The 13,796-nt window shown below is 45.7% G+C and carries 12 protein-coding genes; 8 read left to right on the top strand and 4 right to left on the bottom strand.

The window, feature by feature from the left end; all coding sequences use genetic code 11:
* Positions 1–17 precede the first annotated feature (17 nt).
* Together LG330_RS17495 and LG330_RS17490 are read left to right on the top strand one after the other, a co-directional pair.
* The gene (locus LG330_RS17495) at positions 18–995 is read left to right on the top strand and encodes a ring-cleaving dioxygenase (protein ID WP_404409656.1); all 978 of its coding nucleotides are present in this window, start codon (positions 18–20) and stop codon (positions 993–995) included.
* Positions 996–1,313: 318 nt separating this feature from the next.
* The gene (locus LG330_RS17490) at positions 1,314–2,855 is read left to right on the top strand and encodes an esterase/lipase family protein (RefSeq protein ID WP_404406149.1); all 1,542 of its coding nucleotides are present in this window, start codon (positions 1,314–1,316) and stop codon (positions 2,853–2,855) included.
* A gap of 4 nt (positions 2,856–2,859) precedes the next feature.
* Here the strand turns inward: LG330_RS17490 and LG330_RS17485 are convergent, their stop codons facing one another.
* Together LG330_RS17485 and LG330_RS17480 are read right to left on the bottom strand one after the other, a co-directional pair.
* Positions 2,860–3,288: a hypothetical protein gene (locus LG330_RS17485; protein ID WP_404406147.1), complete on the bottom strand. Its 429-nt coding sequence runs from the start codon at positions 3,286–3,288 to the stop codon at positions 2,860–2,862.
* Positions 3,289–3,302: 14 nt separating this feature from the next.
* The gene (locus LG330_RS17480; RefSeq protein WP_404406145.1) at positions 3,303–3,707 is read right to left on the bottom strand and encodes a hypothetical protein; all 405 of its coding nucleotides are present in this window, start codon (positions 3,705–3,707) and stop codon (positions 3,303–3,305) included.
* A 125-nt stretch (positions 3,708–3,832) separates the two neighbouring features.
* Between LG330_RS17480 and LG330_RS17475 the strand changes: the two genes are divergently transcribed.
* From LG330_RS17475 to LG330_RS17455, 5 genes are read left to right on the top strand one after another with little or no spacing between them, the layout of a single operon-like run.
* Positions 3,833–4,501: a hypothetical protein gene (locus tag LG330_RS17475; RefSeq protein ID WP_404406143.1), complete on the top strand. Its 669-nt coding sequence runs from the start codon at positions 3,833–3,835 to the stop codon at positions 4,499–4,501.
* Positions 4,502–4,544: 43 nt separating this feature from the next.
* Positions 4,545–4,835, top strand: coding sequence for a hypothetical protein (locus LG330_RS17470; protein ID WP_404406141.1), 291 nt, complete (start codon positions 4,545–4,547; stop codon positions 4,833–4,835).
* A 14-nt stretch (positions 4,836–4,849) separates the two neighbouring features.
* Positions 4,850–5,152 carry a hypothetical protein gene (locus LG330_RS17465; RefSeq protein WP_404406139.1) on the top strand — a complete coding sequence of 101 codons (303 nt, stop codon included), beginning with the start codon at positions 4,850–4,852 and terminating at the stop codon, positions 5,150–5,152.
* Positions 5,149–8,811, top strand: coding sequence for a copper oxidase (locus LG330_RS17460; RefSeq protein ID WP_404406137.1), 3,663 nt, complete (start codon positions 5,149–5,151; stop codon positions 8,809–8,811). Before LG330_RS17465 ends, LG330_RS17460 begins: the two co-directional genes overlap by 4 nt.
* Positions 8,808–9,392: an SCO family protein gene (locus LG330_RS17455; RefSeq protein WP_404406135.1), complete on the top strand. Its 585-nt coding sequence runs from the start codon at positions 8,808–8,810 to the stop codon at positions 9,390–9,392. The genes LG330_RS17460 and LG330_RS17455 overlap by 4 nt, the downstream gene beginning before the upstream one ends.
* Positions 9,393–9,690: 298 nt before the next feature.
* On the opposite strand, the gene LG330_RS17450 is transcribed toward LG330_RS17455, so the two are convergent.
* On the bottom strand, positions 9,691–11,040 hold the full coding sequence (locus LG330_RS17450) for an FAD-dependent oxidoreductase (RefSeq protein WP_404406133.1): 1,350 nt from the start codon (positions 11,038–11,040) through the stop codon (positions 9,691–9,693).
* A gap of 234 nt (positions 11,041–11,274) precedes the next feature.
* On the opposite strand from LG330_RS17450, the gene LG330_RS17445 reads away from it, so the two are divergent.
* Positions 11,275–12,807: a gluconokinase gene (locus LG330_RS17445; RefSeq protein ID WP_404406131.1), complete on the top strand. Its 1,533-nt coding sequence runs from the start codon at positions 11,275–11,277 to the stop codon at positions 12,805–12,807.
* 324 nt (positions 12,808–13,131) lie between these two features.
* On the opposite strand, the gene LG330_RS17440 is transcribed toward LG330_RS17445, so the two are convergent.
* On the bottom strand, positions 13,132–13,731 hold the full coding sequence (locus LG330_RS17440; RefSeq protein WP_404406129.1) for a class I SAM-dependent methyltransferase: 600 nt from the start codon (positions 13,729–13,731) through the stop codon (positions 13,132–13,134).
* Between the last annotated feature and the right edge of the window lie 65 nt (positions 13,732–13,796).

Genomic DNA, 13,796 nt, shown 5'->3' with positions numbered 1-13,796 from the left:
GGCTCATTATTATGTCTATTAAAGAGTTAAAAGGCATTCATCACGTCACTGCGATCACAAGCAGTGCTGAAAAAAATTACGAGTTTTTCACTTATGTACTTGGTATGAGGCTGGTTAAAAAGACAGTCAACCAGGATGATATCCAGACGTATCACCTCTTTTTCGCTGATGATACAGGAAGTCCCGGAACCGATATGACGTTCTTTGATTTCCCTGGCATTCCAAAAGGGAATCACGGCACGAATGAAATTTCAAAAACGTCTTTCCGTGTACCGAGTGATGCAGCGATTAACTACTGGGAAAAGCGGTTTGATCGTTTGAATGTGAAACACAAAGGCATACAGGAGCAATTCGGTAAAAAGACGATTTCCTTTGTTGATTTCGATGATCAGCAGTATCAGCTGATTTCTGATGAAAATGATCATGGTGTAGAAGCAGGTACACCGTGGCAGCAGGGACCTGTACCGCTTGAATACGCCATTACTGGGCTTGGGCCATTGGTTGTCCGCGTTGACCGCTTTGATTATTTTAAGGAAATGCTTGAGAAGGTATTGCTCTTTAAAGAAACGGCAGAAGACAAATCATTTCACTTATTTGAAGTAGGAGAAGGTGGAAACGGTGCAAGTGTGATTGTCGAACACAACACCTTTTTACCTCAGGCGCAGCAGGGCTTCGGCACTGTTCACCATGCAGCCTTCAGACTTGAGGATAAAGAAATGCTTGATGAATGGGACGAGCGCATGAAGAGCTTCGGTTTCGCGACATCGGGCTTTGTGGACCGCTTCTTCTTTAAATCCCTGTATGCAAGAGTGGCACCGCAGATTCTGTTCGAATTTGCAACGGATGGTCCAGGGTTTATGGGTGATGAGCCGTATGAAACGCTCGGTGAAAAACTCTCACTGCCACCGTTTTTAGAGCCGAAACGGGATGAGATCGAAAGTAAAGTGCGTCCGATTGATACGGTAAGAAGTACAAAGACGTTTGAAAAAGAATAGTGGGTGGGCCGGATATCTTAATGGGTATCCGGTTTTTTTATGTTTTGGGGTGGTGAGCGTGCCGAATATGACGTGGAAAGTGGGGGATTGGTGCAAGTGCGGGGGAGATTGTGACAAGTATCCGGGCGTATCGCTACAACCCAGGCGGGGAATGCTACATCCTGAGAGGAAACAGCGACAACTTCCCAAACCCACTCAGCTCAATACATAAATAAATCATAATTTAATTATCCGAAATATACAGGATTTACCTTCCGGATGTCGAAATACATAGATGGTCGGGGTTTCCCGGTACAGCTGTTTAAAGGAGAAGATTGGATGAAAAAGACGCTTTCCCTGTTGATTGCTGTGTTCCTGCTTCTGTCACTGCCGTCTGCCGCTTTTGCCGGAGGATTTAAGACACCGGGTAACTCGCTTGTTCCCGGAACAATCAGTATTGGTGAAGCCCCTGCTTACATAGACCCTGCAAAGCCTGCGATTGTGTTCGTTCAGGGTCTGACAAATGATTCAACTGTCTGGTATAACGAAAATGATATGTACAGTCGTGCAGTTGCAGCAGGCTATGAGACTGCTTTTGTCGAGCTAAATGATTCCGGTGGCACGCCAAAAAGCTATTGGGATAATGGTGCGATGCTTGCAGGACAACTTGAAGAAATCTCTGCCCATTTTGGCGGGAAAAAGCTTGTGATTGTGGCATTTAGTAAAGGAGGCGTTGATACGCAGGTTGCCCTGATTCATGAGGGGAAATACCCGCTTGTATCCAACGTCATTACACTTAGCTCGCCTCACTATGGCAGTGAGCTTGCTGATCTGGCAAATAGTACGTCACTGGGCTGGCTTGCCAATCTGATTGGACAAAACAGTGAGGGGACGCAAAGTCTTCAGACTGGCACGATGAATTACTTCAGGTCAATCACCGATAACCGCTTTGAAGCATCTCAAAACAGTTACTTTTCACTTGCCGGCACACGTACAGGCCCGCTATTTAGCAGCTATTGGTTTGGAAGCGGATTCATTTCAGGCCCTAACGATGGAGTGGTGTCAGTTGCGAGTTCTCAGCTGCCTTACAGCAGAAGTCTGGCTGTTGGCAACTGGAACCACAGTGAGATCAATAAAGGATACAATACGCTATCGATCTTCCAGCCTTATTTAACAACACAGCGCGCAGCTGCATTTTCAAGCTTCAGCACGATGGAAGCTCATGAGAAAGAAATCCAGCCGTTTGATACGCTGCTAAGAGGCGGAGAACAGAATGGTAAAGCATCTGAGAGTTTTTACGTTGAAGATGAGGCGGAAAGTCTTGTGATTAACTGGATGAGTGCCTCGCCGCATGAGACTGTTACGTTAAAAGCGCCACGAGGTCCTGCAAAAGATTATGAAGTGACTGCTGATGAGGATGATACGATGTTTTTTAACGGCGCTTATCATCATACTATTGAAATTACTGACCCTGCAGCCGGAAAATGGACAGCAGAAACGGTAACGGATCAGGAATCTGCTTATGCGCTGATGGTGACGTTTACGTCTGATTTAAACGATCAGCTTGCACTGGAGCCTTCTGACAACAAGAAAAAATGGGCTTTGAAAACAAATCCCGGATTAAGAAACAAGTCACAGCGTCATGCTGAAATTAAGATGTTCAGTGAGATCGGATTCGCGCCGGGGAATGGTAAAGAAAACCGCGGACCAGGTCAGCAAATCCGTCAGTTTAAGCAAAGTGGTAAAGCGGTCACCATTCCTTCAGGAGAGGGAACTTACAATATGACTGTAGAGGTAGAAGGCTCAACCCCTGCAGGTCAGAAATTCCAGCGTACAGTGATCGAATCAGTCTTTGTGGATGAGGAAGGGGTCGCTTACTAGAAGTTCAGTACTCGAATGAAAAGAAAATTAATACACTGACAGTAAGGAAATAAATCATTGAGCAGATCGGCAGCATCATCTGCCATTCCATGATAGGGAGTCCGCATAGCGCCGGGTTTTGCATTACTTCACCGAGCATCAGGCCCATTGCGCTCCCTATACTCATATGAACCGCCCCCGAAACTCCGGCTGAAGCATAGCCTGATAACGCTCCGTAAAAATAGCCTGCTGGTGCGAATAAAGCGAAAACCCACAAAACCGCCCCTTCAAAAACCAGGAAAAATGACAGTGATGCGGTTAATCCTGCGCCTCCGGCAGTAACACTCACGACTGTATTTACAAACCTTTCCGCTAAAATGATTCTCCTTTTCAGCATTAAAACTACATGATACAGAAAGATTGCAGCTGCTGAGAAAAGGATGACTTCCGGCATACCATTCACACCCTTTAAGATTTGACTGCAGTAGTGAAAGCCAGCATTAATAAAAAGATATAAACGGCTTCAAGCATGACTGCAAGCATTGCAGCCCCTCCTGCAGCAGCCCCAATCATCGGTCCCATTAACCCCATCATAAAACCATTTGCGAGTCCGGTCAGCCCCGTCTGCCCATCATAAAAAAGACCGTTTATCCCTCCAGCAAGCGCACCAGTAACAGCAGCAATGATCGTCATCCATACAAAATAGAACGGAAAATAATCAATGAGCACAATCCCTGTAATTAATCCTGAAAAGCCCCCTGTGAGCATCACAATATTCATCCCCAGATGGAACCCTGTCTGATCACGTAAGACAAAAAAACGTTTTAAACAGTAAGAAGTGATGATGATATGCAAAAAAAGCACAGTTGCCATTTGTCGTTTCTCCTTTCACATAATCTTTTATTGTATGGAATCCTTGATTTTTACGTGCAAAACCCACTCAGATAGCCGTCTCCCTGCATAAAATGATCATGAATTGTATAGAAAGGAGGGTCATCGTGTATTCAGATTTTGATGTGGAAAGCTGGCTTGCCTCAGCCCCGGTGATCAGGGAAACTTACCCGTCTCCTGCCGGGAAGGGAACGTCGGAAGAAATACTGCTTAGAAAACGCTATATTGAACTGGCTAATATCTTTCTGCAGCTAAAGTACAATCCTGAAAAAGGGAAAATCTTATTGCTGCAGTCATTCCTGGTTGAAAAAAGAAATCAGACGGTGGAAGTAATCCATCACAATCACTCAATTTCTAAAGGCAGGGTGCAGGATATTGGCAGGGACTATCTCGTTTTGACAAGCTATTTTACGAAATGCTGGATTCCTTACAGTGCGATGTCAGAAGTGAAAGTCCCTTACGGCGCCCCGGAATTCACAAACACCCATCGATATGTCTTTTTTGATAACCATCTTAGAAAGAGATTGCTTAAAAATTTTGGTGCAACCGTATCAAAACGCTCGAAATTAAAAGAAATGTTTTACCGGGAAACGTTAAAAACCAGTTTGTCCAGATGGAAAAACAGCAGGATAAAAGTGGAAATGACAGATGGACAGCGCTATTACGGAAAACTGATCAGATCAGAAGAAGAGAAGCTGAGTTTGCTCGTTAAAAACAAGAAACAGGATATCCATTACCGGCAAATCAAAAGCATAAAGAAGTCCCGGTTTCAATGATGCGTTCAAAAGCATGGCCGGATGAATAAAAGGGGAGAAAAAGATGGCGTTATCAGATGAACAGCGAGCAAAAGAGCTCGGAATGCTGATCGGTGAGTCAGTCTTAGTGGTAACAAAGTCAGATCAGCTGAATTTATTCGGACAGACGTTCAGACCGATTTTTGTTGGTACACTGCGCGAAGTGGGGGAAGGGCATCTGACACTTGATCCGGTCACGGTCAAGATGGTCACTGCACCGTTTTTTCAATTCCCGGTACCTCTCAGTATTCCGCTTGAAAACATCGCGCACTTTACACGCAACTTTGCTGCGGATAAAGTATTTCCGCTGACTTAAAAGGGGGATTAAATGTGGAGCATGCAAAGGGAAATATGACTTCAAATGACAGACATGAAGAAGGGCTGATTCAATTTATTGCTGAAAATGCAGGTGCTAAAATGCTTGCTTTGACATCATCTTTTCCGTACTTTTTTATCGGAAAAATCATTCAGGTGATGGATGACTATGTGGTGTTAAGTGTTGAAACAACGAACGTAGCAGAGCTTGAAGGCCGGGAATGGCACCTTCACATTCACGATATAGAAGTATTTTATATTGAGCGCGACGGCTGGCCGCTCATTCCGCAGCTGAAGGAAACAGGTGGTGACGGGTGAAGCGTTTCTTTCACATTGTGGCCATTCCGATCAGGATTGTACTGAATCAGTTCGGTGATCACAATCCAAATGGCATGATGTACGTATTAAAAGAGAATGAAAAGAAAGTGAAGCGGCTTGTAAAGAAGAATCCGTTTACGCCGGTTGAACTTGTCCAGCCTTTAATCATCCGGGCAAATGCGGGCGATGAGATTGAAATCCTGTTTGAAAATAAGCTGCCATTTCCGGCAGGTATTCATATGGAAGAAGCAGATTATGATGTGATGGATTCAGATGGAGCTGAAGCGGGCTTTAATCATTCATCACTTGTCGGGAAAGGTAAGAAAAAGACTTATTACTTCAAATTGAACCGCCCGGGCACTTATCCATTCTCAGATCTCGGAAATCCTTCGAGTACGGAAAACGGATCGAATGGCAACGGTCTGTTTGGTGCTCTATTTGTTCAAAAGAGGGGGTCATGGTGGACGCACCCTGAAACAGGCGGAACAATCACAAGCGGTCCATTTGCAGATATTCACCATCCTTTTCTGCCTTCTTTCCGTGAGTACGCATGGCTGTTTCATGATGAAATGGAAACAAATGATTTAACCGGAAATAAGCCCATTAATCCGATGACGAATGAGTCAGCTGAGTCGACCCATGCGGTAAACTACCGCTATGAGCCGCTTGGGAACCGCAAGAAACTGATCGATGAAGGTGTTGTCTGTCCGGAATGTGACGGGGAAGAGGTTCATCATGATTCATGGGTATTCGGTGATCCCGCAACGCCGATTCTAAAAGGGTATAAGGGAGACCCGGCAGTTGTCCGTCTTGTGCACAGCGGGGTAAAGGAAACGCATGTATTTCATTACCACGTTCACCAGTGGCTGAAGGATCCGTCCAATGCCGATTCTGAAATTATTGACGCACAGAGTATCAGCCCTCAATCCTGGTACGATATCGAACCGCTTTACGGACTTGGCAGCCTGCAGGGATCGATTGGAGATGCGGTTATTCACTGTCACCTGTATCCACATTTTGAAGCGGGGATGTGGGGCATGAACCGGATATTCGACACTCTCCAGGACGGCACACAGTGTTATCCGGACGGGAAGCAGATCAAAGCGCTGCAGCCGCTTCCTGACCGGCCAAAGCCTCCAGTGCCGACCAAGGATAAACCGGGTTTTCCGAATTTTATACCAGGGAAGCCGGGCTTTAAAGCACCGCGTCCCCCACTTGGCATTGAAGGCGGAAGAGGGTTAACAGAGCTTGAACGTCTCGCTGCAATACCTGACCCGAGACCTGGCGCTGTATTTGCGGATCCATGCGGATTCAATCCTGAGGCGCAGGTGATTGAATACCGCATTTCCGCTATTGAACTGCCGATTATTTATAACCGGCAGGGCTGGCATGATCCGAAGGGAAGGATCTTTGTTCTGGATGAGGACCTTGAGGCTGTTTTAAACGGTGAAAAAGAGCCCGAACCGCTTGTCCTTCATACGCCGGCAGGTGCCTGCGTCAGAATCCATTTTACCAACCGTCTGCCTGAAATCGCAGGAGGAGATGTATTTCAGCTGTTTACCCGCACGTATGAAGCAGGTTTTCACATTCACTTTATGAAGTTCGACGGGTTAGTGAACGATGGAGCGAATATAGGCTGGAATTATGATTCGAGTGTGCTGCAGGGGCAGACCATCACCTACGAATATTATGCAGATGTTGAGTTGAAAGCGTGGTTTTATCATGACCACCTGTTTGCTGCTCACCATCAGCAGCACGGCGTTTTTGGTTCGGGTGTAATCCATCCCCGTTTTACAAAGTTTCTCGATTCAGCAACAGGTGACGCTGTGATCAAAGGAACTGAGATTACCGCTGTCCATCCACTCATCCCGGACTATCGTGACCTTTCACTTTTTGTTCAGGACTTTACCCTTTTATATGAGCGCGACGGTACACCGATCCAGCCGCCGGATTTCCCGGGCTCACAGGATGATCCGGGTGTGTTTGGCGTCAATTATAAATGTGAACCGCTGCAGTTCCGTTTGAAGGGACCTGGGGATCCGGCCTATACCTTCAGTTCGTACGTTAATGGCGATCCGGTTACACCAGTATTTAAATGTTATAAAGGGGACCAGCTGAGAGTCAGGCTGATACAGGGTGCGCATGAGGAGTCGCACAGCTTTCATATTCACGGAATGCGCTGGAAAGCAGAGCGCCCGGATGTCGAAACACGATTGGAATCTCAAAAGCACATTGGCATATCAGAGTCCTTTACGCTCGAAACATTTGCTCCTCATGCAGGAGATTATTTATGGACCTTTGCAACAGAAGAAGATCTGTGGAATGGATTATGGGGACTCATCCGTGCCTTTGATGAGCCTGTTGAGGGGTTGATTCCTTTAAATGATCAAGAGCAGCATGAGCCTGAGCCGCTTTTATTACCTGTACCTGACGGGATCCCGCCTGCTAAAACAGAAGAGGTTAAGAGCCCTGCACCTGATGAAGCCCCGCTTAGACGCTTTGATATTACAGCTTTTCATCTCCCAATCACCTACAGTAAATATGGGGAACATGATCCTTATGGCATCATCTTTGCCTATACTGAGGATAAAGAAGATATTTTAGCAGGTCGGAAACAGCCGGAGCCGCTGATTTTGCGCGCAAATGCCGGAGAAGAAGTGGAGATCCGGTTAACAAATGCGCTTACGCCTGGCAGGTTCCCTTATCAGGACGGGATATGGCCTTATCCTGAAGTGAAAGAGCAGGCTTTTTACCCGCCTTCCTTACACATTTCGCTGCATCCGCAGCTGGTACTGGCTGATGTGAAAACGGCATCGGGTGAAACAGCAGGCTTTAACTTCAGGCAGTCAGCAGAGCCGGGTGAAACAATTACCTATCGCTGGTATATTGACCATGCATTTGGAGCGAGCGGGCTGTGGGATATGACAGATATCAGAAATCACCGGTCGCTTGGTACTTTTGGCGTTTTGATCGCAGAGCCAAGAGGGTCAGAAATGCTGGATCCAGCTAATCTGACTGAGGACAGCAAAGCCTCTTCCATTGTTTTAAAACATCCGTTTTTACCGGATACAAGAGAGTTTGTTCTCGTTATGCATGATGGTGTGAGACTTGAGGATAAGAACGGAAACCTGATCATTGACCCGGCTGACGGTATCCTCGGTGAGACGGAGGAAGAGGATCTTTTTGATACGTATGACCAGGGATCAAGAGGATTCAATTACCGGACAGAAAGGTTAGTCAGAAGGCTTGAAAAGCATGATCATCTTGCATGGCTGTTCAGCTCAAAAGCACACGGCGATCCGTCAACACCAGTATTTGAAGCCTATCCGGGCGATCCGGTTACGATCCGGCTTGTAAATCCATCTGAGCGCAGGCGGGCCCACACGTTCAGGCTGCACGGCCACTACTGGAATACTGATGCAATGGATCTGACGTCGCAGGTGAAATCATTTGATGGACCGATTATTACCGGTCACACAGCTGATCTGAGGCTTCACTACGGAGCAGGAGGCTGGTACGGTTTATCCGGTGATTATCTGTACCGTTCAGGAAATATCCGCTGGGATATCGAGCTTGGTATGTGGGGTATGTTGAGAGTGTATAAGCGGATGCAGAAGCATTTGCCGCCGCTTAATCAGAAGATAGATGATCAGAAATGAAGCTGCTGACTACGATCCTGTTCTTCTTTTTAATCGCAGGAGGGTTATGGGGGTTATGGTATCTGCAGACATCGCTTCCTGTTTTAAAAACGGTTGAGCCCTTTCAGATGAGTTCTGCAGTAGACGGAGAGAAGTATGATTCTGAAAACGACCGGATTAAAGTGGTGGCATTCTTTTATACTGCCTGTCCGGATATCTGTCCTTTTACGATGAGTGACCTGAAGGAAGCGTATGATGAGCTTGACGATAAAGGTGTATTTGATGGTCAGGTGGAATTTGTATCTATTACGCTGGATCCTGAGGCAGACACAGAAGAGCGGGTTGTGAATTACGCCAACTCATTCGATGCCGTGACAGATCACTGGCACTGGCTGAGGGGCACAGAACAGGAAACTGCTGCAGCAACTGAACAGTTCCGTATGCAGCGCGTAAAACTTGATGGTCAGATTGTTCACAGCACGACACTCTATTTAGTTGATGCAGATCACCAGATACGTGGGACTTATCAGATGGCGACTGCCAAGGACCGGGTGAACAGGGAAGAGCTGATTGGTGATGTTTTGAGGCTGGTTGAGAAGTGAGATGGGTGGTTAGCGCTTTGTCACCAGGATGACCCTGACCGAAGCGCACAGCTGCCGGTGTGGCGCGTTCAATTAACCTGAGAGATGATTCAATTAATGATAGCGGTGAACCAATTATCTGCACCCTTGAGTCTATTAATACCGCCGTCAGCCTGTATGATTCAATTAACAGAAGCGGTGATAGAATTACTCAGCCCACTGCACCAATTATCCCCAACGCTGAATCAATTAATCATCAGCTCCCACAAGCGGCACAAAAAAGCGCACTTACCTAAAAGTGCGCTTTTTGCATATGCAGTCAGACCAATTCCGGTTTACGCGTATCAGCTGCTGCGAGCCCCGCTTTGTTCAGGAAGTTCCATGGCTGATTAAAGTGCGGCTGGAAGAAGAAGTCGACAAAGCCGAGCTCATCAATCGTCATTCCTGTCTGAATGCAGACGCTGAGTGTATTAATGGATTGTGTAACATCCGCTTTTGACAGTACCTGTGCGCCAATGATTTTACGGCTTTCAGGGAGGTAGCTGACTTTCAGCAATACGTCTTCTGATGTCGGCATAAATTCAGGACGGTGCTTCTCAGAGATTGTGACGCTTTTCACATGAATATCCATCGCTTGGGCACTTGTTTCAGTTAAGCCGGTTGATGCCATATTCAGATCATAAATGTGAAGGCCTGAAGTTCCCTGCGTACCAACATTTTTCATAACCGGTTCAATCAGGTTTCGGGCAACAAGTGTACCCATTCTGACTGCGTTTGTTGCAAGTGGAATATAGGCAGCCTGACCAGTCGGATTGTATTTCACTGCACAGCAGTCACCGGCTGCAAGGATGTCAGGGTCGCTTGTGCGCATGTAATCATCAACAGTGATTGCCCCATTTGGCAGCATGTCCACTTTTCCTTTTAAGAGCTCTGTGTTTGGTCGGAAACCAACGCACATAATGACAAGGCCAGTCTCAACGCGTCCTGCATTTGTGACAACTGCTTCAACAGAGGTTTCGCCTTCAAAGCGGGTAACCGTTTCACCGAGTCGCAGTTCAACGCCGCGGTCAATGAATGCCTGTTCTACCTGATCTGTAAATTCTTGATCAAGGTATTTATTCAGAATGCGGTCCACACCGTCAATCAGTGTTACTTTTTTACCTGCCTGCTGGAATGCCTCTACAAGTTCAACACCGATATAACCTGCGCCGACAATCGTCACATGTTTGACGTCGCGTGATTTTTCAATAATTGTATTTGCCTGATTGAAGTTTTTTGCTAACAGAATGTTATCCATTTTAATGCCGTCAATTGGTGGAATGATTGGCCATGAGCCAGTAGACATCACAAGCTTATCGTAGCTGTCATTCACTTCTTCACCCGTGATCAGATTTAACGCCTTAATCTGCTTGCGCGCAGTATCGATTTCCTGCACGGCATGCTGCATCTTCATCGTTACACCGAGACTTTTCAGCTGTTCAGGAGAGCTGTAGAAAAGTCCCTGCGGATCTTCAACGACACCGCCTACATATAATGCCAAACCACATGAAAGAAAGGACACATTATCATTTTTCTCATAGACTGTAATATCTGCTTCGGGATACATATTGGCCATATTCGTTACAGCTGCTGTTCCAGCGTGAGTACTTCCGATGACTGCGATTTTCATGAGATAATTCCTCCTAAGTTTTAATTGTGAAGTTTTTCACAATCATTTAATAACTTCAGTATACGACGGTTTGAAATGGAATGCAAGTGTTTTGTTCAGTATTTCACAAACTTATTTTATGCAAAAAAATCGATTTGGATGGGATAGATGTAATTGAGCCTAAAGATGCTTAAATGAGAGGTGACATCTGATTACTAATGAAAATCTGTACCGATGATAAGAGTTTCCTGTGATATGCTTGATGAAGTAAATCATTCATTTAACGTAAAAAATGATTTTAATAAAGGAAGAGATGATATGAAGGAATTTGTAATCGGTCTTGACTTGGGTACAACGAGTGTGAAAGCAGTCATGTTTACGAAAGATGGAAAAGTAAAAGCTGAAGCGGAACAGCTGATAAAAACCTTCTATACAACAGATGGACATGCAGAACAGGACCCTGATGTCATCGTGTCATCTGCCGTTTTTGCATTAAAAAGCGTTTTAGATGAGACCGGTGCCAGTGCAGAAAATATTCTTGGAATCGGTTTTTCAAGCGCAATGCATTCCCTGATCTGCACAGATGGTGATGGGCACGCGCTTTCAAAAGCAATGATATGGGCGGATGGCAGAAGCCGTAAGCAGGCAAAGGAATTGATGAGCTCTAAAGGTCCTGATTTCTACAAGCTTACAGGCACACCCATCCATCCAATGTCACCTTTAACCAAGCTGATATGGATGAAGGAAACCGGCTACGCCCCTTATCTGGAGTCCGGATATATTATGTCAATTAAAGAATACATCATCTATCAGTGGTTTAATGAAAGGGTCACAGATTATGCAATGGCAGCAGCGACCGGCATGATGAATGGACAGACACTGACCTGGGATGAAGAAATACTTAATACAGCAGGTTTGAAAGAAGAACAGCTTGGTGAAACGGTATCTGCTGATTATCAGCTGACAGAGCTGAATCCAATTATCGCAAACTACTTAAAACTTCCACAGGACATACCATTTGTCGTGGGATCGGCTGATGGTCAGCTTGCTAATCTTGGCAGTAGTGGACTTGAAGAAAACTGTTTGACGATTTCAGCCGGTACGAGTGGAGCGGTTCGTAAATGGACAAATCGCTTCAATGTCAGTAACGGACAGGAAGTCTTTTGTTATGCATTCACACCGGAGCATTATATAACTGGAGGACCTACTAATAATGGAGGAGTAGCGATAGATTGGTTAAAAAAGACGTTGAATTATCACGGCACTTATGAAGAATTGATCATGGAAGCAGAAGCAGTCAGTCCTGGAGCGGATGGCTTGCTCTTTTTACCGTATATTAACGGTGAACGTGCGCCGTTATGGGATCAGGATGCCAGAGGGAGTTTAATTGGTCTTTCGATATCTCATGGTATTCCGCAATATGCGAGAGCTGTGCTTGAAGGGATTACATTCAATCTCTATCAGATTTACCTTTCACTCGGTACTGCTGGAGAAGAAGCAGAAGTGATTTATGTAAATGGGGGACTATCCAGATCAACTCTCTGGGTTCAAATTCTTTCAGATATTTTCAATAAGCCAGTACAGCGGACTGAAAGCCACCATAGTGCTGCGTGGGGAGCAGCATGGCTGGTGCTGACATCACTGGGTGAAAAGAGCTCGCTGCAGCAGATAAAAGAAAACATTCCTTTAGGTGAGCGAGTTGAACCTGATGAAGAACAGCATAAGGAATATGTAAAGATTTACGAGCGCTACAGTAAATTTGTTAAGGCAGTAATGGAAGATGTGTAAAGTTGAGGGTGCTTTTTATGATTATAAGAGTTGAACGTGCGCCTTCCACTTTTCATTAGATCCAGCTCCAGCAGGCAGGTCCTCGAGTCATAAGCCACAATGAGAAAATGAGGAAGGGCGCTCATTTTTCTCATTGCGTCTTATGCTTGTCGGACCTAAACGCCTGCTTCCGCTTTTCATTAGATCCAGCTCCAGGCGCTAGCTCTTCGGGTCATAAGCCACGCATCGGTAAATGGGAAGGGCGCCCATTTTCCGCTCCGTGGCTTATGCCCGTCAGAGCTGACCAAGCGCCTTCCACTTTTCATTGTTCCACGTGAAACATTTTCAGATTTTTTGCACAATGGTCTGAATCACGTGAGAAAGTCCGTTATGCAGCTTGCCTTCCTGTCTGATCACTTCTCCGGTGAAGAAATGGATGATCTTCCATTCTTTGAAGGCTTCGAGCATGTCTCCTGCATCGTATAGAAACTCTTCTTTTGGCGGGCCACCGGTTTTGTAAGGCAGCTGGTGCTTTGAATACACCTCACTGATATAATAGCCGCCAGGTTTGATTGTACTTTTAATCCCCTCAAGCATTGATTCTCTCCCTGCAGGATCAATATGACCAAAGATATTGAGTACCGCATCATAGGATTCAGGCATCCAGTCTGCATCAGTCAGGTCGGCAAGTGCGGTTTCCACCTGGACATTTCTTTCGGCAGCGAGCGCATGCGTTTTCTTGAGGCCCTCTTCAGCGTAATCCCACGCTGTCACGCTGAGTCCTTTTTCGGCCATAAATACAGCATTTCTGCCTTCTCCTTCAGCAACTGCAAGCAGGGAACCCTTCTTCAAGTTCAGTTTGTTCTGTGCGTATACAACAAATTCATTTGGTTCTTTTCCGTAAATATAAGTTTTGTTCTGAAATCTTCTATCCCATGCATTCATTTGATCACTCCTCTACTGAATTATAATGGTTCTGAGCAGTAATCTCATTTGTAAGCGGTTATAAT

Origin of the sequence: Jeotgalibacillus malaysiensis, assembly GCF_044789845.1 — a bacterium.
Lineage (GTDB): Bacteria > Bacillota > Bacilli > Bacillales > Jeotgalibacillaceae > Jeotgalibacillus > Jeotgalibacillus malaysiensis_A.
The sequence above is the reverse complement of the archived record's forward strand: the minus strand, read 5'-3'. Positions and strand labels throughout refer to the sequence as shown.